The following is a 22,553-nucleotide window of genomic DNA, read 5'->3' on the forward strand; positions in this document are numbered from 1 at the left end:
ATTGAGCTAGCTCAACCTTTAGATATGAGGAGAGGCATTGACCTAAGTTAGGTCGATGCCTCAACAAATTAATGATTGTCAGCCGCTTCATTGCTCAATAGCAGACTTTTAGAGGCGTGCATATGCTCGTAATAACAATGCTTACTCAGCAGTTACACGGACAGTTGAAGTTGCGCCGCCGGCGTAAGTAACTACTGCATCAAACACATCACCTGCTGTAACAGTAGATGCTGTTACTGCCGCATTTGCTAATCCATTGTTCGTAATCGTGATAGCACCAGTAATAGGTGTAATTGTAACACGCGGAGCAGCTACTGTTGTTCCGTCAGCGAATGTTATATCGCCTGCTGCCGTTGCCGCAACTACGGATACACCATATTGATCCGTTACAACAACGTTTGTTTTGCCAGCACCTGCCGTAATACTTGCGATGGAGAATGCAGTACCAGCACTATGTGTCATTGTAGTTACAGCAGTTGAGCTAGTCGTATTGCTATTTACAAACTTAACCGTTTTTACTGAAGGAGCAACTTTGGAAATTGTAACATCTTGGTTGAACTGTTGACCAGTTGCATTAATTGTGACAGTGACTGGGGCAACAACCTCTGTTTTATCAGTAGCATACGTAGCTGCAGAAGCTTGATCAATAACTGAATCATTCGCAACATCTGTCTGTAGAGCGCTATTTGTAGAAGTAATCGTATAGTCTGAACTAACTGATAATAGAACTTTGCTACCGTCAGCTAATACTCCATATACTTTAACGGCCTTATCATAAGCAGCAACATCAGTATTATTAACATTAGCGCCTTTTTCATCATATACGGTGCCTACCGTATCTACAGAGTAGGAAACATACTCTGTACCATCCGTGACGCGCATAGTCACTTCACCAGCACTTGCTGCTTGAGTAACACCTGCTTTTACTAAAGTAAAAGTTAATTTTTCAGTTCCATTATCAGCACCTGCTGTTACAGTAACTGGAGTTACTGTTCCAGTAGTACTTGTAATATTTTTAGCTGTATCATTTACGGCAACTATTGTAGCATTTTCATCTTCTGTAACTAAGATTTTATTACCAGCATCAAGCCAAGTGGTAACAGCAGCATCTGTCATCACACGTCCGTATTGATCTTCAACTACAAGGTTGCTAACACCCACAGTTGTTGTAGTAGAACCTATCAAGGTTTTCCCAAAGTCAGCATCTACTCCTCTTATGACAGTAGGAATTGCCTCATCTTTCAAGTTAAGTGTAAGTGTAGCTACTTTGTTACTAGATGTAACTGCAATAAGAGAAACTACACCTTTTGTCGACACTTGAGCAGCTGGAACTTTAATGACTACTGCGCCATCTTTAAGTTCAAATGGATTAGTTAATGTTGCATTACCAACCGTTACTTTTGTTCCTTTTGATGCGTCGTTAAGAATTTTTACATCAGTGATCGCTTTACCAGTTTTATCTAAAGCTTCAACACCAATATAAACATCTTCCTTAGCTGCAATTGACCCTGGATTGGTAAGGTTTACAACATCCGAACGTACAGACTCAACTACTTTAGCTTCAAACGATGTGCTCTTACCAGAAGTTGTTGAAATTAATGTAATAATGTTTGAACCTACTTTTATACCTTCTGCAGGAGCATTAAGAGGCAAAGCTAGTTTATCAACACCATCAACTTTAATTTTGGTGAATGCAGCTGCAGCATCAGTCGATGCCTTATTAGTTTCGTTGATAAGTAAATTAGCAGCACTTAGTTTTGCTGGATCAGTAATGGCAGTACCATATTGATCTTTTGCATCTACTACAAAGTAGAACTTATCAGTTGCAAGATTAGTGTCTTCATTAAGTTCTTTACCATCTTTGTTGTAAAGACTCACGATCGAAATGTCTGCAACTTTAGCTTCTGAAGAAACTGTAAGAGTAGCCGTTGCAGACACAGCACTTTCTGGGTGAATAAGGGTTGCCGTTATTTTATCATTAGCAACAAAGTTACCTTCAATTGTAAATTTCCCAGCTGTAGCATCAGGTGAACCAACACTCGAATTCGAGGTTAATGTTGTAGTGCTAGTGATATCCTCGCCATATTGGTTAGTAACCTTATATCCAACTGATGCATCATCTATATCTGTATCTGTATCAACAGCAGAATCGCTATCAAATAGAGGAGCAGTTTGGGATAGGAATTCAATCTTAGATACTTTCTCATTCACTGCTGTTATCGTGTTAGTAAGTGGTGCAGTGGAAAGCCCTGTTACACTTAATGAATAATCACCATCTGTCAATTTGCTGCTTAGTTCAAGCGTAGCAGATTTTTTGTCAGCTGAGAAAGTAGTTGCAGCAACATTAGCTGTTACTGAACCTTTCTTCACTGCGAATACTGCTTTCGTATCGTCAACGGCTTTGTTGAATGTTACTGTGATTTTCTTAGCTCCAGTGGCTTTAACGTCTGCAAGCGTTACAGCTTGAGTAGCACTAACCGCTATATCCGCCGCATACGAACCGCTGACCAAATCAGCACGGGTTGCCATTTTGGAACCGTCTGCGCCAAGGTCAACACCATTCGCTTTGGCTACATCCATGTAACCTTGGTACCAAGGCGTTGTCTTTTGAACGTCCGCTGTTTTACCAAGACCTTTTACAAACATGGTAGCCAATTGTCCCAGTGTTACGTTTTCTGTCGGTGCGAAGGTTGTATCCGTCATACCATCGATGATGCCAGCTTTTTTAGCTGCTTCGATGTAAGGAATAGACCAGCTGATGGATCCATCCGTTGAGCTGACATCTGCAAAACTTGACGTTGTTTCTGTCCCGACAGTTAAGCCCATTACTTTGGAAACGAGCTTAGCTGCTTCAGCACGTGTCATATTGCCAGTAATATCAAATGTTGTATCTGTTTTACCTTCCATGTAACCCTTAGAAAGCAAAGCATCCACTTTCGCTTTCAGTCCTGCATCCAATCCAACAAGATCAGTAAAATCTGAGGAAGTTTTTACGCTCGATGTCTGCGTTACTGCAGGCGGGGTCGTAGGATTTGGAGTATTAACATCAGCCGCGTGTGCGAGTCCGCCCGACAGAGGAACCGATGTGACGAGCATTCCGCCTAGCATAACTCTCGCTACGTTGACTTTTAATTTCGGGTATTTCGCCTTTACATAAGCTTGGATATCATTTTTTAATCCTTGCTTTTCCTTATTATTGGGCCCTAATTCACTTGCAAATTCGACATCCTGTGTGTCAAGGTAAATGATCACTTCATAACCATTTTTCGTTCGCTTGAGTTCATCTCTTAATATATTCAATACTAAGTCCCTCCAAATTAGCTATTTTAGTTAGCAAATTAATTAGATGGATTCCCATCATCGCATTGTTATCTTTTCCTTCATCCGAAATGCTATTCATCGTTTCAGGAATCATTTCAGCAATTTTGTGAGTTGTTTTACAAACATTCACAATATATCTAATGTTTTTCTCAATTCACGATGCAATCACTTCTTTTTTATAGGCATGGATGATCTCGAAGAGCTTTACTCCGCTTGTGAAAGGGCCCTCTATCACAAACGAAACGGTCGGAACGGCGTGTTCCGAGGTGTTGTGGATAGGAGCGGCATAGCGTGCATGCTTAAAAAACACACGGCTCCGACGTCCGCCCAGGACGGAAGCGTTAGGGCTGTCGCTTCTGAGGAGCGGTGGCCTTTTTAAATTTAGAATTTATGTTTCACAGCCATGTCGTTTGTGACAAACTGTCAATCTGTCCGATAAGAATATTACGGTTGTTTTATGTTTTTGTTGGTGCGGTTGGGGGGGTAGCGCCGCGGCCTCGTTGCCACATTATTGATGCGGAGGTGTGGCAACCTCTCTATAAAATGTCAACGCCTGCTCGCATAAAAAAAATAAATCATGGATATCGTCTGCTATCCTGATTTATTTAGCTCCTCTTTCAATCCTTATACGGATCGAACTCATCCGCCCCCTGCCATGCACACCCCAATCGGCTTCAGCACATGCAGAACCTCGATCGTCTCCGAGTGCGGATCCGTCAGATGCCAATTTAGTCAACGCCATTGCAAGCGGCACTTCTAATGCCACGCTGCTGGGCAAGCTAGAGGAACTGGAGGCGCAGAAACTGCAGTTCGAGCAGAAGTGCTCGCAGCCGCAGAGGTAAAAGAAAAAGCAGCCATCGCAGAGGAATCTCTGCGACAACTGCTTTCTCAGTTCGAGGACTACGTCGCTAAGCGAGACATTCCTGAGATCAAGAAGTTCATCGCTAGCTATGTGGAAAAGGTAATCGTCTACAAAAAGCATGTAGAAGTTATCTTTAAGGCCCCCGTTGTGGATTTGATTGATGGAGGTGAGGGGAGTCGAACCCCTGTCCGAAAATATTGCCACACAGGCATCTACGGGTGTAGTCACAGTTTTGATGTCACCCGAGCATCGCCCCGTAACCGGCTATGCGTTGGGTCAGCCTGATTGTCTTCCTACGTCCGACCCCAGGCGGAGACCAAACGTCGTATCCCACTATAGTTGAGCCCCTATCCCAGTCACATGGGCGATGCTGAGTAGAAGCACGCTAACAGGTTATTAAGCTTTATATGCACATTGCAAAGTTTGCCCGTAGACCCTTGACACTATTCTATTTTCAATGTATTTCATCACGCATGACCATTTAATAAAAGATTTCTACTTAGATATTATAAGATGGTCACCCTTATATTGTCTTTAATTTCTTTTAATTTCATATTAGGTTGACTAGTTGCCATCTCTAATGGTTGATTGGCTCTGAAAGTACCATCCGCATATAGTTCCATTAGTCCTGCATCTATCACTGCTTGTATGTAGTCTCTACCATACACTGGGGCATTATCTATATCTTTTATTGTTACATTATTGTTGTTTTTTGAAATCGGAAGATTTAACGCATTAACTAACATTACCGCATAGTCTACTCTCGAAATATTATTTTCAGGGCTAAACCTACCATCTCCAACGGGGAACATAATCCTATTGTTTATTGCAGAAGAAATCTCCTTATAATACTCATTTTCTTCCGAAACGTCTGTTAAATTTGTTCTTGCTTGCTGATCAAATATGCCTAATGATCTTACTAAAAATCTACTAACTTCAGCTCTTGTAACGACTTTGGCATTTACTAGCCCTTTACTTCTAATATCAATTTTCCGATTAGTTCCATCCCATGCTATTTCATTTCCACTTGCTTCTCCAACAAATCTTAGCGGTACAAGCGTATTTCCGTTAATAATATTTGGCGGAACTTCAAGCGTTATCACCTTACCATTAACAGCAGCATTCGTGTTTCCAATTTGCATTTGAATATTCAAACCATTTTTTGTTCCTGTAATTGATTTAGTCGTTTCATCCCAAATTACGGTTAAACCAAGTCTCTCAAAGATTGCTCTAATAGGTACAAGTGTTGAACCATCTTGAATAACAGGTGCTACTTCAATCGATAGTTGCTGCCCATCCACGTATACCGTAATAGGTTCCTCCGCAAATACAATTGTCGGTAATGCTATTGAAGATGCTAACATTGACGTAAGCAACAAAGACTTTATCATTTTCATACTAATACTTCCTTCCTTTCCCAAACTAAAAACGCTCAGGAGTCCTCCTAGAGCGTCTTTTTTCAAAAATATACGGTATCTCTACCTTAGATAAAATGCGAGTTTTATTTAAGGATCATTATTACGTGCATTACGTGCTTCTCATTTCTTTATTTCAATTGATCTAAAATAGATTTAATCTCTGGATTTAATTTCAATGCCCTTAAGATGATAGTTACGGACTCCGCTCTTGTAGAGGACTCATTTGGAGCGAAAGTAGTAGAATTTCGACCTTCAACTAATCCAGCTTCAGCGGCTTCTTTTACTTGTTCACCATTCCAAGAACCAGCAATGTCTCCGAAAGAAGCCTTAATTGACTTTTGAGCAGAACTTAAATCGATTACACGAGCGAGGATTGCAATGATTTCAGCACGAGTAATAGTGTTGTCTGGTTTAAAACTACCATCTTCGTAACCATTAATAATCCCATGGGAAGCAAGTGCTTGAATAGCATCTTTAGCCCAGTGACCTTTTACATCAGAAAGACTTAAAGCATTTGCACTAGTTTCAATGTTAAAGACCTTTGATATAATGCTTGCGAACTCTGCACGTGTAATGTCAGCATCTGGATGGAAACCACCATCATCATAACCAGAAACAACTCCAAGTTCCACAAAAATATTTACATTTTGACTTCCCCAATGAGTGGTTGTATCAGTAAAAACAACTGCTGGTGAGTTCTTAATAGTGAGGATTTTTTCTTTTAAAGTATCTACAACTTTCACAATATCAACATTTTTTGTAAAGACATCACTAGTTGCTGGTTTTCCTTTAACAGGTGTGTTTACAGGTGGAATGCTAATTATTAAACCAGCACCACCGCCATTGCCAATTGGTACTATTGTATCTGGCGCTGCGCTTACTGTCACACTCGTAGCATTACTTATGTTTCCTGCTGCATCTCTAGCCGTTACATTCAATATAGTAGTCGCTGGTTGCGCTATAATCGTCACGGAGAAGCTACCATTACTTGCCGCTGTTGCTGTTCCTAGCACATTTGAACCTGCTTTTACTGTTACTGTCGAACCTGCTTCTGCCGTTCCTGTTACTACAGTATCATTAGTATCCACTGTTGATACAGTAGGTGCAATTGGTGCTAGTGTATCTGGTGCTGCGCCTACTGTCACACTTGTTGTGTTGCTTGCCTGACCATTTATGTCTACTGCATTGACACTTAATATGGTCCCCAGAGATTGTTTATTTATTTTAATAGAAAAAATCCCTTTATCGTCTGCTTTGCCTGATGCAATAACAGTAGAATTTACTGAAACTTGCACATCAGAGTTTGGAATTGCTACTCCATTTACTATGGTATCATTGCTATTTATTTCATAAACAATTGGAAAATCTATTTCTATATGTTCAGGATTAGGAGTAATATTAGTTGTCCCTAATCCAAGTGCATAGGAATCATTTGATCCCCAAGACCAAAGAGTTCCATCACTTCTTATTCCAAAGGAGCTACTCGCACCAGCGGAAATCTCTATCCATACTTGGTTACTAATCTGTGATGGAAGTTGTTTGCTTTCTCTATTTCCTATACCCAATTGTCCTGAATCGTTATATCCAAATGCCCATAAAGTACCGTCTTGTTTAGTAAGTAGAACGTGTCTATAGCCCCCAGATAACTTTATCCAATTTATATCTGTGCCAATACGTTCTGGCACTGGAACATCAACTGTATCTTTAGGCACACTAGTAGGAAGATATGTGTTTAGTAAATCACCCCCCCAAAACCATAAACTACCATCCTGCTTTGTGGCTACTGCAAAATTATTACATGCAGCAATTTTATCCCAGTCATTATCATTTCCTATTCTTTTCATGTCAATATTATTTAGGTTATTATTTTTATTGTTATTTCCGCCTACCCAAAGTGATCCATCTTTTTTGGTAGCCAGAACAAATACATTTCCAACGGATATTTTTTCCCAATCACTATCTATGCCAATTTGAATTGGTTCCTTAATTATCCTCCAAGGATAACTGGAACCAAAAAAACTTCCATTTGAATCCGTCCCCCAAAACCATAGTGTACCGTCATTCTTCAATCCAAAAGTACCACTATAGCCACTACTGACCCACTTCCAATCTTGACCATTACCAATCAACTTTGGCTCGTAAATAGTATTATTTGTTCCATCTCCCAATTGATAATCCGAATTAATTCCCCAACCAAATAGAGCACTATCTTTATTAATTATAAAATTTGAATACCATCCAGCTTGAATATACGTTACGTTTGATACTGTGTTAATTTTTTCTGGAGAATATTTTGTGTTCCACGTGCTATCGCCAAGATATCCAAAGTTTTGTCCCCATGCCCATAAATCTCCATATGTGTCAGTTGCAACTGTATGCTCTCCAGAGGAAGAAACTTGTGTCCAGTTATTTTTATTTCCTATTTGAACTGGAGTCAGCTTATCCGATTGATTGGCATCTCCTAGCTGACCATACTTATTGTAGCCCCATGACCATACTGTACCGTCATTTTTTAATCCTACAGTGTAACTATCACCTGACTCTACTTCAGACCAATCTGTATCTGTTCCAATTTGTTGAAAGAGAGTACCCACGTCATGGATTTGCCCTGAGCCAGTATCATTGCCTAATGTCCATAATGTACCATCTGATTTTATTAAAGTAGAATGCCAGTAAGTAGAACTAATAATTTTAGCATTAATATTTGAATCTATCATTTCTGGATAAAGAACATTAATATTGTTGCTATTCGCCCCCCACTTCCATACACTTCCGTCCTTTTTCTGGGCTATTGAGAAACCATTCCCTGCTGATATTATAACCCAATCATGGTCTTGCCCAACTTGTTGAATTTCATCATCAAAACCATTATTGCCAGATGTATGTCCGTCAGTACCTATTCCTAGTTCTCCATTTCCATTATTCCCCCATGACCATAAAGAACCGTCTGACTTTAATGCTAGCAAATGATTATTACCAGCAGCAATGTCAGTCCATGATCCATCTGCAAATTTTAAAAAGTTATATCCATCGTCAAATTTGTTCATCCAGATGCTTCCATCTCTTTTCAAGCCTACTGCGAACATTGAGCCCGAAATAACTTTCACCCAATCATTACTGCTTCCAATTTGGACAGGAGTATTTGATTCAAATGTGTTAATAGTATGTATCGGACCATAGATATTACTTCCCCACGCCCATAGAGTACCATTCTTTTTAATCGCTACCGTTTTATTAGTACCAGCATTTACTTTTAACCAGTCTGTATCTGTTCCAATCTGAATTGGCTTTATGCTGTTAGTATTACTACCATTACCAAGTTCCCCATGACTATTGTTTCCCCAGCCTACTAACATCCCAGTTTCTGTTATAGCCATTACATGTGATTGTCCAGCGGATAATTGAACGATCTTGTTACTTGAAAGTTGAGCAGCCTCACCAGCATAGCTAAATTTAGCCCCAGAAAAAAGTGTTAATACAACAATTAATAAAATAGCTAATTTTCTTTTCAAATTAACGTCTCCTTATGTGATTAATTATAGTGTCTAGTACATTATAGCTAATTTACAAATATATTATTGTTGGAATTTGTCGTTTTTTATTTTTCATGCAAGGTCTTTCTTTAGAAGTGTTACCCTCGTAAAGTTTTGAAGGAGTTTAAATAGAGAAGTCTACTGATTTTATTAATCCTTATCGTGGAAATTCCTATATGACTAGATGTTGAAGGGTTCCGTATTCAGATATAACTACATGATCTATTTGTGTTGTCTTACCTTTAACAGATGGAATTGTAATATCATGCAATATTAAATATTTGTCTTTATCAAGCTTATTAAGTTGATACGACACAGATTTCTCACCTATAAATCCTTTGAACTTTGGAGACCTCAAAATAATTGTAAGAACTAAGATTATACCAAACAACCATAACGAAGGAGCTATTCGAACTTTGTCAGTCTAAAGCTAAAGATAGGAATAAAGGCGGCGGGCAAACTCACAATCCATTTCAGACCAAACCGCATTCTCCATTTTGGCTCCGAGGGATGCTGTACTGTGATAAGTGCGGATCAAGAATGGTTGGCAACTCTACCTCTACGACAAAGGTGCATGGCGGGCAGAAGTACTATCTATGCGGTGGATATATGAGAAAGGGAAAATCGTTCTTTCCATATGTAGGATGGAGGAAAGAGACTCTGGAGAACCTTGTAGCAAACAAACTCCGTTACTTACCTGTTCGATTGATTCTGAATGACCAGTTGGAAAACGAAATAATGAAGTATCATGCTGAACAAAATCAGCGTGGGAATCTATCTACAGCCGAACTTGAAGCGGAGATTCAGTTCCTAAATAAACGTATTAAGCAAATGGAACAAGAATTGGCAGATGGCCGCGGAAAAGCATACTACTCAGATGCTATCGCTGAAATGAAACAAGAACTGCATCTTAAGGAGGCCGAACTCGCGGCACTAAGTCCTTCATCCAACAAGGAGAGACTCCATGAACACTCCATGATTACCTTGAAGGAAGATATCAGAAGGCTCCTTGCATTGCTTGAAGATGAACCGCCTAATCCGCAATCTCTACATGAATCCGTTCCTAAGTTCATATCAAATGTCACAATTCATCGAGAAACAAAAATCGTTCATATTACATTTCAAATTAAATCGGATGAAGTGGTGCTTCATCAAAAGATATTAGTGGCCGACTGGCCGAACAGGTAACCGATTTACGGCATCTGAATATTTAGTACGTCACACTCTAAACTGTGAGCCATCACTGATGGCTCTCGTGTAATTTATTTCACTAACGAAACTCGTTAGTTGTGCATTAGGGATGAACTGGCGAATCGGTTGCACTATCATAATCTGTTCGTGAACTCAAGATGACAATTGATATAACCAAATACTTACATAAATTGATAAAAATAGGAATACCAAGTTTGGAGTTAATCCATACTAATCAAGTAATTGAAAACCAAACAAGGAGGAAAATGAATAAATGGAATTACTTCACGCACTGAGTTTTGCAAATGAGCCAATCCTAAGTTGTCAATTAAACAGATCAGGCATGATTAAAGTCCTCGCCTCTGGAGAATTAGCAGCTGAAGGTAAGGATCACAGGCTTCTAATTCGTTTTAATGATGAAAGTAGATCTTATAGGAGCTACGTCCACATGGGTGGAGATGCTGGATTGAACGAATGGGGAGATGAAACAGGGATATACACAGGGCGTAATGGTTGGGGAACAGATGCCACATTCATGCTCGATTATACTTTTACGATTAATCAAAATTTTCAAAAAGTCACTGGCAGTGGTATGTCAGCTTTTGCAGGTGGTGACAACAGGTTTCTAGGATATGAGTCCCATGGTGTGTTTGTAACAAGTCGGCCAGTGTCAACGATCGAAGTAGGATTCACTGGTGGAAAAGTAAGAATCGGCGACTTACGAATTTATCAAATTTAAAGTAATTCAAATAACCGCTCTAACATGAGCGGTTATTTTCTCATGGGCAGTCACGAGCTAACCGAATTTCACATATTCACAGGAGACGCCTTCTCTGCCCGTCCCTCGTTTCTAGCTCTTCGCTTTAACTTCTCCAGCCCTTCTTAATTCATGGTTCTCACGATGTCGGGATTACGAATAGCATGAGAGACTTGCTCGGATTCATCATCACAACAACCAATATAGCTTGATATAACAGGCTTCGCAACCCCCATTAGTAATACGAGACTGCCTATAAAATGAAAAAGAGAGAGCCCAAAAGCGAGCTCTCTCACATTCTGTATGGAGGTGAGGCTTGGCTTAGCAAATCCACAATTCGCCGCCGCTTGATGCTTAGGATGTTTGGGGAGGTGGCGTAACCTAATCTTTAGCCAGTACGGTCAGTTCCCTCGAATCGATTACCAGTCCAGATGAACGGATGAAATCAAACCCTAGTATGCCGTCTATCTCCATGCCGTAATTCATGTCTCCGATTTCTACCTCAAACGCTGACAGTGAAACCTCTCCCGCCTTCACAAAATCAAAATGCTTGGAATAAACAACCTCCACTCCACCCACGCCTCTGATCTTGTTTAGAAAATCCCCAGGCTCAATTTTAACTCCAACTGCGTCCACTGCATCCGCACTGAAAATGGTTCCCGCCGATCCCGTATCGAGCAATACATTTTTCAAGTGTAGTTCTTCACCGCGATAACAAATTGTTACTTCAATAAAGGGTAATCCATACTTTAAATCTATGTTCATCTAGGTCCCCGTACCCCCGCCCATTTCTCACGAAGCTCCAGTTTCTCGCGGGATGTGTGAAAAAAGCCGTATTCCCGATAAGGCTGCTCCCGATGCAATTCATAATACCGTTTCATGGCAACAGCGGAATCGTCAAAGCGATCAATGACAGCCACTTCATCAACGAGCCAGTATCCGTCCTCCGAGCGGGATTTTAATGCCTCACAAACAATCCATTCATTTGGAAACTGTTCACGAACTTCTTCCCATCTCATCCTTGCCACCTCCAAATCCAGTTACCTTCATTATAACATAAAAGCCTAACCGGAAAATGATATGGTTAGGCTTAGTAATCATGATGAGCCCCTGTCCAGCATTAACTATTGTGGTTTTGTTTGGACAAGGGTCCATATCTCCGAGCCGTGGCTTGGTAAATCCACAATTCGAAGGGTGGCCTTTCATTGTCTTGCACTAACTGTTAATGTTGATCACCAGAGGATCACTTGGGCCCTTGTCTCCCTCCCGGGCATAGATTTTGATCGTATGACCAGGGACAAGGAGTCCGGAAGATAGGGACATGGAGAACGTGATCTGGACCCTCTGTCAAGGACACTTGAAAAAAGCCTGGTTTATCTAGGCAGCTAATAATAGATGATTCCTGTATTGCACAGGGGTCATCTTTTTTAATCCCCATTGATACCGATCATTGTTGGAGTAGCGGATGTAACTGTCAATCTTACGTTGTAGTTCTGCTAATGTTGAGCAGCTACGATGGTCAACATGGTCCTTCATATGACCGTAAAACGACTCCTGTGGCGCATTGTCCCAGCAATTTCCTCGTCTAGACATCGATTGACCTAATCCCTTTTGCTTCAAAAGTTTTTGGTATTTGGGACTCGTATAATGACTTCCTTGATCCGAGTGAATGAATGCTTTTTTGTGCAGCTTCAATTTTCTTTGCTTCATGAGTGCTCGATCGTGTCTGTAGCAATGTCCAACGTAAGGCTGTTGGATAGGTTGTAAGAAAGGATCTCTCCCGTTGAAGTATCTAGTATGGTCGATAAATAAGCCGTCTCTGAACGGCCGTATGGGAGGTAAGTGATGTCGGTGAGCAACGCAAGCCCAGGAACACCTTTTCTGAAATCACGATCTAAACTGTTGGGGAGCGTTCGATGTTCTTGAGTCGCTTTTGCCATACGTTTGTAGGGATTGGGTTTTCTATGAGGACAGACGAGGTCGAATTTCTTCATAAGCCTGCGGATTCTCTTTAAGTTGTAGATCACGCCAAACTCGTTCTCAATCGTCATCTTTATTGAACGGGAACCCTTTTTGAAGCCTTTTCTATGGAATGCTTTCTTGATCAGTTCCCCTGCTTTGACATCCGAAAGAGACCGCTCTATACGGTTATCTACAGCTTGTATGTAGTTGTAGTAGCCTGAGCGAGATACGTGAAGTAAATCGCAGAGGTAGCGAGTCGTACGTCCTAAACCCTGACCTACAGTCTCTTTAATCAGCTCAAATAAATGACTCTTACTTAGCTTCTTTCCCTTTGCTACCAGCAACCTTTCTTTCGAGTCTAGCTTTTTTAACAATTCCACCTGAGACTCAAGGAGTCTAATTCTTGCTTCTTGCCTTGCAATGACTTCATCTTGCGTTAGTTCACGCTTGAGGGGGCGTCCAGAAGCTTCCTTACGGGAGTCAGCTAGTCCAATGATTCCGTCTTTTCCATATGCTTTCCTCCAACGTTCAGCGCATTGTTTTACCCGCTGTCTACCAATTATGTTTACATCAAACCCGTTAGCTTCAAAGATTTCTCTAGGGAGCTTACCCTCCAAGTACTGGTCGACGAACAACTGTTTAAATTCATCAGCATAGGTTATTGCTTTTTCACTTATTCTGATCACGTATTTATTCATTGATAAATACATTTGGTCTTCTTCGTTAAAGATTTTCTTAGACATGATGTAATCCCCTCCGGTGCTTACTCTAGTATACAAAAAAAGATACCCATAGTCCTCTTTTGATGTGGATTTAAAATATGGAGATGAGGGGAGTATTGAAATACTTACCGAACTTACTAACGAAGCCTAATCACCGCTGACTATCCTAGCAGTACATTTTTATGCGCTAGCCCTAGAGGGGTTCAATTCTCCCTGCTCACACCACCATAAAAACAAAAGACACCCGAATGGGTGTCTCTTGTTGCCGTGGCTTGGTAAATCCACAAATCGCGCCGCGTATTACTTCGGATGTTCGAGGAAGTGGCTTAAATCCTTGGCTCGCCAACAGCTTGAATACCTTCTTTAAATTTCGGATCTGAGTTGAAACCATAATCAAATTGTAGACATTCTTGAGATCAAAAAGCTCAGCACCAGCAAAGTTTAAAAGTTATTTTCCACGAAAAGATGTGGAGATTACCCTACAAAGAGTATACGTGCTTTGATCCCGTTCTGTTCAAGTAAATATAATAATCCTCCACCATCAATTAACTCAATAGGTTTATCTTTTGAAAATTCATACGCGTCTGGTCCATAACTTTTTGTAGTAACCAAGATCCCCTTATTAGCACCTTCATTCATCATCGTTCCATATAAATCCCTAACTGCTGAAACCCCTACCGTATTTTTATACCGTTTAGCCTGAATAACCACTTTACCTCCAACTATCGGCCTAGTATCAAATGCAACGCAATCCACGCCACCATCCTTAGAAGATCTGGTTTGTTTTGCATCTAGCCCCATTCTTGAAAAGAGATTTGTTACGAGAGTCTCAAACTGATATGGATTAAGGTCCATTAAGTTTGGAGTATCATTCATGGATTCAAGCAAATCCTCATGATTAACAAAACGTCTGTCAACCATATCAAATTCAATTATGGGCTTAACAGCTTGTAGTTCTGCAGGCCGAGCCGACACCTGAGCTCCAAGATTACGTAAGCAAACAGACTTCTCCACTCGACTTAAATCAAGCAGTATGAACTTTTCCTTCGTCACACGAGTAGAAATTAAATAGGGAGTGATGTCTTTACCCGTTGCAGGATCTACAGTATTAACGTATCCACTGAAAACGACAACTTGTACAACATCTCCTTGATCAGCTTCTATTACCTCATGGATGGTACGTAAAGTTAACCCAGCCACAATATCAGAGTATATATCCTTTATTTCTTGGAACTTCCTCGCCTTTTCCCCAACCTCATCCTTACTCTTTACATATTTATATTCTAGGATTGTTGGCACAACCTCTTTAGTTGGTAGCTCGTAATCAATTACTAGTTCTTTGGAATCTGGTAAGTAGGCTATTCGAAACATCTGTGGAAAACCATCAGGATACTCTGAACGTTCAAGAACCATCGTATTATACGTAATCACAGCATCGCGTTCACCATTTCGATAGTCCTCCTCAAATTGGTCTACTTCTTGATTTCTTTCTTTCACTTTTAGTTCAAACCCTGATTTCTCTTCCTCATAAGATACTTTAAAAACATTCAATTTTTCAATTCTTTCGTTTTCGCTTCTTTGATATAAACTGAGATCCGAATCATATCGATGTGAAGCTACTTCTAATGCTTTCTTATATCTACTCTCCACCCCCGGAATAAACTTCCCTAGAAAACTAGGTGCTTTTATTGTTTTAGTGTAATTCTCTAAACTCGGTTTAATTAGAGGTGTACTAATATCTTTAGGCGTACTAAAGGCCTTGAATTTTTCTGTTATTTTCAAGGACTTAAACGAAATACGATCATCAACTCGCAAGGTATGTACAAGAATGTTATTTAACTCTTCAATCCGTTCTACTATTTCTGTATTTAGATCATCGACCTCTTCTATTCTGCTTTCTAAATAGCGTATTTTCGCTTCTTTTTCCATTTGAATTAGCGTTCTTTGCCTGTCTTTCGCTGATTTTATTACCTCTCGCTCACGTCTCTTTCGATCAGTTTCAGCCAATCTAGCTTGTCTCGCCGATTCTCTTGCTATTGAATTCATTAATCCAGAAAACCCGCTTCTTCTTGCCATCATTGCCACCTCATGACATCTAATATTTCCACTTGCCCCATCATAATGTTATGCACTCTGACTACTTTATATATTCCGACAATCAATTATTAATTCCCCATTTCCCCTTCAATTATGCTTTAATACCTAACACTACTGTTTTTCGTAATCCTTAATCTAGCACTTATATAGATAGCGAAAATCCACAATCCGCCGCCGCGTGATGCTGCGGATATTTGGGGAGGTGGCCTAGTTTATCACCCCGTGGGGTTATTGTGAATGCTTGAAGTTTTTCGAAAGTCTCTTGACATTGACAGTGGGAGCTTTACACATAATAACACCCATGCTGACAGTTTTCCGAGTGGCATTGTCATCGGTAGCAATTTACATTATTTGATGATTATCCACTTAAAATAGCTTATCCCTTAATAATTTGGAATGCGATAAGTGTTTTACCCGTCGCTTGCCACGCTTATACTCTTGCCTCAACTTATATAAATACTCCTCAAAATCGACCTGCATCGTGTGCCGGGCGGAGCGGACATACCGAGATCGCATTTTCTTCGTTTCCCTTTCAATATCCGCCTGCATGGCTTCAATGGAAGGCAATGCATAACTCCCCGCAAGGTACTCTGCCACCCATCGGCTCTGTGCCTCCGCTATTGGCATAATGGGACCTAGCGGTTGAAGCAAACCGATGAAGAACAGATTGTCGTACCCCGGCTTAAAGACCCGCTTGAAGAGAGGTAGTTCGTTGTCCACAGCAGAAAGAAAGTTCTGCTCAAAGAAGGGGAATGTCACCCGGTAGCCGGTACAATAAATCATTACATCAACTTGTTCAATCGTTCCATCGGTAAAACGAACCTTATCTCCCAGTAATTCTGCGACGCTAGGCTTAACATCAATTATTTTGTGTGCCACACGGCTGATTAGCTGATCTGAAATAGTCGGATGTGCCTCACCGAAACTGTGATCAGGTTTTGGAAAACCGTACCGATCCATCCGTCCGACAACGAGGCGCAGCAAAGTATTGAGAAAAAGACGCCGAATTGGCCATGGAATCCTCTCTGGGTTAGGCGTCTGGTCGTATGGCCTGCCAAACAGATACTTGGGAATAATCCATGCTCCACGGCGGGAGGACAAATAGGTTCGCTCTGCTACAAAACTGGACTCTACAGCAATATCAGCCGCCGAATTTCCAATGCCCAGTACCAATACTTTTTTATCTTTCAGATTTGAATTATCCTCATAGCTATGGGAATGTATCACTTTACCGACAAACTCACCTGGGAAAGGGGGACTCGGAAAGTTCGGGTCCCAGTGGTGCCCATTGGCAACGATAAGCGCATCGTAAGAGCGGATTTCTCCGGTGCTAAGCGTCACTTCCCAGACTCCATCCTCATGACGGTAAGCCCGCTTCACGGATGTGTTAAGTGTTATCTTGTCTCGTAAAGCGAAATGATCCACATAGTCGTCAAAGTATTTAGCCATCTGCGTATGATGAGGGAAATCCGACCAGTCCTCCGGCATTGGGAAGTCGGTAAACTGAGCCCGTTGTTTGGACGAGTTAATGTGCAATGATTTGTAAGCTGCAGAGCCCCCTTGCTTGTCAAAAACCCATAGACCGCCTACCCTATCCCGTTTCTCAAAACAGTCAAACGGAATCCCACGTTCATGTAACGCCTTGGCTGCTGCAATCCCTGAACAACCGGCCCCAATGATACAAACTTGCGGAAGCGCTATCAAATAAATCACCTCATTCTAGGCATCTCATTCTCTATATATATAACATCATTGATTTGAATATGAGATCCTTAGCAAATCAAAAGAGCAACCACCTTGGGTTGCCCTTTGCACGAAAGAACTGTCAAAAGCGTCACAAGAGCAAGCTCCACCGCGCGACGTGTAGTAAGTTTGGAAATGCGGCTAAATTTGTTGTGAATAACTAATACTGTGTAACCCAAATTCGGGAAACCTGCAATGATTTACTTACCGTGATGATGGCGTAGGCATGGATTCGGAGAACCTATGTATCCCAATATTACCGTACTGATCTATACAGGCTATGATATCGCCCCCAATTTCAAGAGCAGTAGAAGGCCTGCAAACCGGAACATGGCAATTTAAAGGGCTTAATGCGACAACTTCGTCGCCAGGATATGCGCGTAGGCGCGGCCGAGGGGGGCCGGTCCTTCGAGGAGGTATCCATTAACCAGAAGGAGCAAACCATTCTCCAGGAGGTGGCCGAGGGCAAAAGCAATAAAGATATCGCCGCTATGATGTACATGAGCCAACGCTCCGTCGAGCATCATCTTTCCCGTATCTTTGAAAAGCTTGGTGTACGTTCCCGGTCGGAAGCCATCGTAGAAGCCAAGAAGCATGGGCTCATCCATAACTTGGATTTCCTGTGTTGGGATAAAGGCTGCTCCCAAACAGATGTATCTGTTTGGGAGCAGCCAATTTGTTTCATGGGGCTTGTTGATCCCTGATGGGTTTAAGACAGAGGAATTTCCTACAAGGTCTTCATATCGATCATCCGGGTTGCATACCTTCCCCAATTCGGGTCATGCGTAACCACGACAACCGTAATCCCTTTCTTATGATGAAGTTCCCAGAACAGCTCCATGATCTTGATTGATGTAAGCTCATCCAGATTACCTGTAGGCTCATCGGCGATCAGCAACTTAGGCTCGTTCACAATGGCTCGGGCAATCGCAACCCTCTGCCTTTGCCCGCCTGACAGCTCGTCGGGATAGGCTTTTTCTTTCCCCTCTAATCCCATCTCCTTCAGCAACGCGGTTATTTTGTCCTTCCGGCTAAGCCCGTTGCTGGCTTTGGACGAGAATGCTAACGGCACTTCAATATTTTCATATACGGTCATATCCGGTACAAGCTTGAAGTCCTGAAAGACAAATCCGATTGCAGAATTGCGGATGGCAGCATATTGGGAACCGGAAAATTGGGCCACATTCTTGCCGTCGAACAACACATTACCCTCTGTGACGCGATCCAGTAGCCCTATTACGTTAAGAAGAGTACTTTTCCCTGAACCTGATTTGCCGACAATGACCAGAAAGGCGCCCCTCTCAATAGATAGCGACAGCCGTTCAAACACCTTGGTCTTGACATGCTTCCCGTTGTACTCCTTCGAAACTTCCTCCAGCTTGATGAATTCGCTCATAGGTCTCCCTTCAGCTCCTGTATTAACATATTTTCCGTACTCATTCGCCGCAGTGGCATAATGGACAATCCGATTAATATCAGGAAAACCGCACCGCCGGTCAGTAAGGCTGGACCGTAGAAATCCGTATCCAGAAGCATTCGATGTGCTCCTGTAAATATCAGTACGGAAGTAAAGAACGGAATGCCCAGTAAAACTAAATTCCAGTTAAGCAGCAGCGTGGTAATATTGGATCTGGTAGCACCAAATGCCACGTATAATGCCAGCTTCCCCCGTTCCTTCTCAAACTGAAGCATGATAAAGCCCACGACTCCTGGGAAGAAAACAAACAACATCGACACCGTAAAGACAAGGACGATTTTGGAGATGGTGCGAAACTGGTCGATATTTTCCGCTGTATATTCCACAGGGGAGCGAAGCTCATACCGAACCTGCCTATTCATTTCGTCCAAGTGATCCAGCAGGCCGCTTTCTGCAATCTCCTGAAGGCTAACCTCATAAAGGAACAGGCTGAAATTGTTATCCTTCTTGCCTGTCAAACCGATCCCTTGAGAATCCGGCACCAGGATAACGTCCGTTCCTGAATAGGAGGGAATACATAAGGATTTGTACAAGGAATCCCGGACGCGAAGGTCCGTCTCTAGCCGAATCTTGCTCCCCCTGAACATCACTTGATGGATTCCCTGATGATATTGGTTCATAAATAACCATTCGGTTCCGTCACGGCCTAAGGCTTGGGCCAGATGATTGAAGAGCTCCGTGCTGAGGTACATGGTTCGAAAACCTGGGGTTGCGACGATCTTCTCTTCATTCATATCTACATAGGCATACTGGGTCCGGTCCCCAAAATTCTTTTTTACCAGTGACAGCTGATCTTCGGTCCACAGGTTCGGAAATTCGATACCCTCCTGCAAATATTTCTGCGAATTCTTTACGCTGGCATACAGCACCCAGACCTTCTTTCCCATGCTCTCCTCCAGAACCCGGGTTTGTTTGTTATAGTCCCAAAGCATGGACAAGGACAGCATAAGCAGAAGAAACACGATTAAAAATTGGGAGAACACCAGCATGACGGGAAGTTTATTTCTTCTAACCATGAGCATGGATAATCGAATTAAGTCGCCCATGTTAAGCCTCCCTTGGATAAATCCGTTTTTGTACATACCTATAAATCAAGACGATGAAGAGAGACAAAATAGTAACGGTCACTAGGAAGAGCTTAAGCAGCATAGCCCATTCGTATCGGAACTCCAAGCCGGTCTGGCTAATCCAGCCACTGTTCTGAAACAGCTGGAGGATTCCGGAGGCGAGAAGGGCGGCTATCGTCGCAGTGAACAGCATCTCGCAGAGGATATAGCCGAACATATGGGATTTCTGGGCTCCGTGAATGTAGAACACCTTCCATTTAAATTGATCACGAATCATTTTGTAGGTGTACATATAGGCATAGCTTAAGAGAGCGAAGGAAAAAAGCATGATGCCCATGATCAGACTTATGGTGAAGAACAATCGGTATTTGTTCATCAAACTGTTGTGCTCTACAATCCAATCCGTAATCATCGGCTGGAATTCCGCCAAGCGTTCGGAGATTAGCATAGAGGAGTCCAAGCTAGTTGGAACGAACACCATTCCGGATAAGAATTCACCTGGAATGATCCGGTGAAACTGCCCTGCGATTATATACAGTTGGGCGTCGCCATATTCCCGGATCGAACCAATTGTAAAGGTTGTCCCCCCAAGCTCTATTTGGCGTCCAACCGCCGCTTCCGGCGAAGGGTAAAGAGTGGCGGCCAAGGCGGAGGTCATAACAACGGTGTCGTTATTTAGATCCAGCTTCGAATCCTTATCGAAAATGGTGAAGTAAGAAGGCTCGACCCCGACCACCGTCACGTTCTCTACACGGCCTTCGACGGAAACCAAATGTTTTTTTTCAGCGATGCTGCTTATGTCTCGGGTTAATCCTTCCTGGATCCCTTGGGCTGAGAGGGAGCTGTAACGCTCATAAGCCATAACACGCTGGAACTGAGCGAATTTGGCATTGTCCTTTACTTTCTCCGCCTTTTCTTCCGCCTTGCCCATCCCGGCTTGGAACGTGGAGAAAATAATGGACAAGAAGGTCAAAGAGATGCTTAAACAACATAATATCAGGAGGTGGACCATCCTGTTCCGAACGGCGGAGTTCACCATTTGGCGTAAATAGTAGCTGATCAATTCCTCATCTCCCATTAGATAGTTCTGTGCCCGGCATAGACATGCCAAGCTTCAAGAATGACAGGACGTGCCGGGATATCCGGAATCCGCCTCTCTCTCTGCGCACGACCAGATGGTAGCTTTGCTGCAAATTCGTTTCCCAGAAAGAATCATAGGGAATAACAAGGTGGCGTTTCCAGACCCGCTTCTTGGCTTCAATAAACCATTCCGGAACCTGTAAGTATACAGTGTAGGAAACGGGACCCCTCTTCTGTAGTTCGGCATCTATGGAACGGAATTGGGGTGAGTTATGCTTCAGTATCAGGATGGTGCCATTGACAGCCCCGTCATGGCTTATATCTTGGAGAAACTGTTCAGCACCGTAAACCGTACTTACATAGGACTGTCCTGAGGGACAGTTTGCACCGCCACAACTTGCCATTCTTATGTCACCTCCTCGTCCATATTTAATTTGGCCATATTTCCATAATACACCATTTTGCCGGTATCAACACCGAAAGCATGCTTGTGGTCCTCCACAATACATTTGCGTGCCTCTGGGGGATGCAGTTGCTTCCCATCATTTTTCTCGCCCGTTGTGACAATAGCTGCTGTTATGATCCGTTCCTCGGTCATCGCTAAATGTGTTTTGTAACCTAAAAACGCAGAGTCCGCACTTTTGTGACCCACCCTGGCATCTTGATCTGCGGAGATGCGAAGCTGCTCCAAGTCATCTTCAACCGTCTCTTTAAGCAATTTAGTGGTTCCATGATCTTCGGCAATTGTGCAATCCCAGACTCCGTTTCAAGAAAGTCGATGAGTTTTTGACAGTAGTCGATCTCGTTTTCGAGCACATCGGCATCCCTTATTCCATGATGGGGGACGTGAAGCATAGCGGTAGAAATAAGCTGAAATACGCCTCTTACCGCTGTGGAAACCGTGACCGCACTAAAGAGTGCAAAAACCCTGAGCTGCGCAGAGAGTACATCGAAAGCTACGTCATTTCCCAATTACAAGAGAAGATTTTTAACGAGGAAGCCATTCCGTTACTCGCTAAACATCTAAACGATTACCAAAGGTCCAAAGAATCCAGCATACAAGGCGAGAAGGAACGCCTTTCCAAGAGCCTTGAAGGCATCGAGCGCCAGATTACGAACATCGTCAATGCCGTAGCTAGCGGCACCTCCAACGCCACCCTGCTTGGCAAATTGGATGAACTGGAAGCTCAAAAGCTACAATTTGAGCAGAAGCTCCTCGCAGCTATGGAGATAACAGAAAAAGCAGCCATCACAGAGGATTCTGCGACAACTGCTTTCTCAGTTCGAGGACTACGTAGCTAAGCGAGACATTCCTGAGAAGTT

Annotated in this window: 17 protein-coding genes, 1 other RNA gene and 1 pseudogene; 4 read left to right on the top strand and 15 right to left on the bottom strand. The window is 42.3% G+C overall.

Features of this window, described 5'->3' with window-relative positions; all coding sequences use genetic code 11:
• Positions 1-141 precede the first annotated feature (141 nt).
• From AC58PQ_RS20490 to AC58PQ_RS20510, 5 genes are all read right to left on the bottom strand, one after another.
• Positions 142-3,300, bottom strand: coding sequence for an S-layer homology domain-containing protein (locus AC58PQ_RS20490; RefSeq protein ID WP_497244766.1), 3,159 nt, complete (start codon positions 3,298-3,300; stop codon positions 142-144).
• Between the two features lie 1,052 nt (positions 3,301-4,352).
• Positions 4,353-4,639, bottom strand: a transfer-messenger RNA (tmRNA) gene (ssrA, locus tag AC58PQ_RS20495).
• A 50-nt stretch (positions 4,640-4,689) separates the two neighbouring features.
• Positions 4,690-5,580, bottom strand: a complete 891-nt coding sequence (locus tag AC58PQ_RS20500; protein ID WP_497244768.1) for a stalk domain-containing protein — start codon at positions 5,578-5,580, stop codon at positions 4,690-4,692.
• A 149-nt stretch (positions 5,581-5,729) separates the two neighbouring features.
• Complete coding sequence (locus AC58PQ_RS20505) at positions 5,730-9,113, bottom strand: RCC1 domain-containing protein (protein ID WP_497244770.1); 3,384 nt, start codon at positions 9,111-9,113, stop codon at positions 5,730-5,732.
• A gap of 193 nt (positions 9,114-9,306) precedes the next feature.
• The gene (locus AC58PQ_RS20510) at positions 9,307-9,525 is read right to left on the bottom strand and encodes a nuclease-related domain-containing protein (RefSeq protein ID WP_497244772.1); all 219 of its coding nucleotides are present in this window, start codon (positions 9,523-9,525) and stop codon (positions 9,307-9,309) included.
• A 119-nt stretch (positions 9,526-9,644) separates the two neighbouring features.
• Here AC58PQ_RS20510 and AC58PQ_RS20515 point away from each other — a divergent pair, with 119 nt between their 5' ends.
• Positions 9,645-10,322 (top strand): recombinase zinc ribbon domain-containing protein, encoded by a 678-nt coding sequence (locus tag AC58PQ_RS20515; protein WP_497244774.1) that lies wholly within the window; start codon positions 9,645-9,647, stop codon positions 10,320-10,322.
• Between the two features lie 277 nt (positions 10,323-10,599).
• Positions 10,600-11,064 carry a hypothetical protein gene (locus tag AC58PQ_RS20520; RefSeq protein ID WP_497244776.1) on the top strand — a complete coding sequence of 155 codons (465 nt, stop codon included), beginning with the start codon at positions 10,600-10,602 and terminating at the stop codon, positions 11,062-11,064.
• 399 nt (positions 11,065-11,463) lie between these two features.
• On the opposite strand, the gene AC58PQ_RS20525 is transcribed toward AC58PQ_RS20520, so the two are convergent.
• The 5 genes from AC58PQ_RS20525 to AC58PQ_RS20545 all read right to left on the bottom strand — a co-directional run bounded on the left by AC58PQ_RS20525 (position 11,464) and on the right by AC58PQ_RS20545 (position 17,567).
• Positions 11,464-11,847 carry a retropepsin-like aspartic protease gene (locus tag AC58PQ_RS20525; protein WP_497244778.1) on the bottom strand — a complete coding sequence of 128 codons (384 nt, stop codon included), beginning with the start codon at positions 11,845-11,847 and terminating at the stop codon, positions 11,464-11,466.
• A complete protein-coding gene (locus tag AC58PQ_RS20530) occupies positions 11,844-12,101 on the bottom strand; it encodes a hypothetical protein (RefSeq protein WP_497244780.1) in 258 nt (85 codons plus the stop codon). The genes AC58PQ_RS20525 and AC58PQ_RS20530 overlap by 4 nt, the downstream gene beginning before the upstream one ends.
• Before the next feature lie 358 nt (positions 12,102-12,459).
• Positions 12,460-13,787, bottom strand: a protein-coding gene (locus AC58PQ_RS20535; protein WP_497244782.1) for an IS3 family transposase whose coding sequence is annotated in 2 segments (ribosomal slippage) — positions 12,460-12,797 and positions 12,797-13,787 — 1,329 coding nt in all. Because the reading frame shifts where the segments join, the coding sequence is not laid out codon by codon here.
• A gap of 453 nt (positions 13,788-14,240) precedes the next feature.
• Entirely contained in the window at positions 14,241-15,842 is a 1,602-nt protein-coding gene (locus AC58PQ_RS20540) for a restriction endonuclease (protein ID WP_497244784.1), read from the bottom strand.
• 387 nt (positions 15,843-16,229) lie between these two features.
• The gene (locus AC58PQ_RS20545; protein ID WP_497244786.1) at positions 16,230-17,567 is read right to left on the bottom strand and encodes a flavin-containing monooxygenase; all 1,338 of its coding nucleotides are present in this window, start codon (positions 17,565-17,567) and stop codon (positions 16,230-16,232) included.
• 389 nt (positions 17,568-17,956) lie between these two features.
• Here AC58PQ_RS20545 and AC58PQ_RS20550 point away from each other — a divergent pair, with 389 nt between their 5' ends.
• On the top strand, positions 17,957-18,310 hold the full coding sequence (locus AC58PQ_RS20550) for a response regulator transcription factor (RefSeq protein ID WP_497244788.1): 354 nt from the start codon (positions 17,957-17,959) through the stop codon (positions 18,308-18,310).
• 23 nt (positions 18,311-18,333) lie between these two features.
• Here AC58PQ_RS20550 and AC58PQ_RS20555 read toward each other — a convergent pair whose 3' ends face one another.
• From AC58PQ_RS20555 to AC58PQ_RS20575, 5 genes and pseudogenes are all read right to left on the bottom strand, one after another.
• Positions 18,334-19,002: an ABC transporter ATP-binding protein gene (locus tag AC58PQ_RS20555; RefSeq protein ID WP_497244790.1), complete on the bottom strand. Its 669-nt coding sequence runs from the start codon at positions 19,000-19,002 to the stop codon at positions 18,334-18,336.
• Positions 18,999-20,129: a hypothetical protein gene (locus tag AC58PQ_RS20560; protein WP_497244792.1), complete on the bottom strand. Its 1,131-nt coding sequence runs from the start codon at positions 20,127-20,129 to the stop codon at positions 18,999-19,001. Before AC58PQ_RS20560 ends, AC58PQ_RS20555 begins: the two co-directional genes overlap by 4 nt.
• A 1-nt stretch (position 20,130) precedes the next feature.
• The gene (locus AC58PQ_RS20565; RefSeq protein WP_497244794.1) at positions 20,131-21,213 is read right to left on the bottom strand and encodes an ABC transporter permease; all 1,083 of its coding nucleotides are present in this window, start codon (positions 21,211-21,213) and stop codon (positions 20,131-20,133) included.
• A gap of 4 nt (positions 21,214-21,217) precedes the next feature.
• Positions 21,218-21,634, bottom strand: coding sequence for a hypothetical protein (locus AC58PQ_RS20570; protein ID WP_497244796.1), 417 nt, complete (start codon positions 21,632-21,634; stop codon positions 21,218-21,220).
• Between the two features lie 125 nt (positions 21,635-21,759).
• Positions 21,760-22,049, bottom strand: a pseudogene (locus tag AC58PQ_RS20575) (IS5/IS1182 family transposase); the annotation flags it as partial.
• 18 nt (positions 22,050-22,067) lie between these two features.
• On the opposite strand from AC58PQ_RS20575, the gene AC58PQ_RS20580 reads away from it, so the two are divergent.
• On the top strand, positions 22,068-22,532 hold the full coding sequence (locus tag AC58PQ_RS20580) for a recombinase zinc beta ribbon domain-containing protein (RefSeq protein WP_497244854.1): 465 nt from the start codon (positions 22,068-22,070) through the stop codon (positions 22,530-22,532).
• Positions 22,533-22,553 lie beyond the last annotated feature (21 nt).

The organism is Paenibacillus sp. J22P143 (assembly GCF_059692035.1).

Coding starts and splice junctions, on each gene's coding strand:
- AC58PQ_RS20540 (WP_497244784.1), bottom strand. CDS start 15,842: ATGGCAAGAAGAAGCGGGTTTTCTGGATTAATGAATTCAATAGCAAGA.
- AC58PQ_RS20515 (WP_497244774.1), top strand. CDS start 9,645: ATGCTGTACTGTGATAAGTGCGGATCAAGAATGGTTGGCAACTCTACC.
- AC58PQ_RS20555 (WP_497244790.1), bottom strand. CDS start 19,002: ATGAGCGAATTCATCAAGCTGGAGGAAGTTTCGAAGGAGTACAACGGG.
- AC58PQ_RS20550 (WP_497244788.1), top strand. CDS start 17,957: ATGCGACAACTTCGTCGCCAGGATATGCGCGTAGGCGCGGCCGAGGGG.
- AC58PQ_RS20570 (WP_497244796.1), bottom strand. CDS start 21,634: ATGGCAAGTTGTGGCGGTGCAAACTGTCCCTCAGGACAGTCCTATGTA.
- AC58PQ_RS20580 (WP_497244854.1), top strand. CDS start 22,068: ATGGGGGACGTGAAGCATAGCGGTAGAAATAAGCTGAAATACGCCTCT.
- AC58PQ_RS20525 (WP_497244778.1), bottom strand. CDS start 11,847: ATGAACATAGATTTAAAGTATGGATTACCCTTTATTGAAGTAACAATT.
- AC58PQ_RS20560 (WP_497244792.1), bottom strand. CDS start 20,129: ATGGGCGACTTAATTCGATTATCCATGCTCATGGTTAGAAGAAATAAA.
- AC58PQ_RS20500 (WP_497244768.1), bottom strand. CDS start 5,580: ATGAAAATGATAAAGTCTTTGTTGCTTACGTCAATGTTAGCATCTTCA.
- AC58PQ_RS20530 (WP_497244780.1), bottom strand. CDS start 12,101: ATGAGATGGGAAGAAGTTCGTGAACAGTTTCCAAATGAATGGATTGTT.
- AC58PQ_RS20520 (WP_497244776.1), top strand. CDS start 10,600: ATGGAATTACTTCACGCACTGAGTTTTGCAAATGAGCCAATCCTAAGT.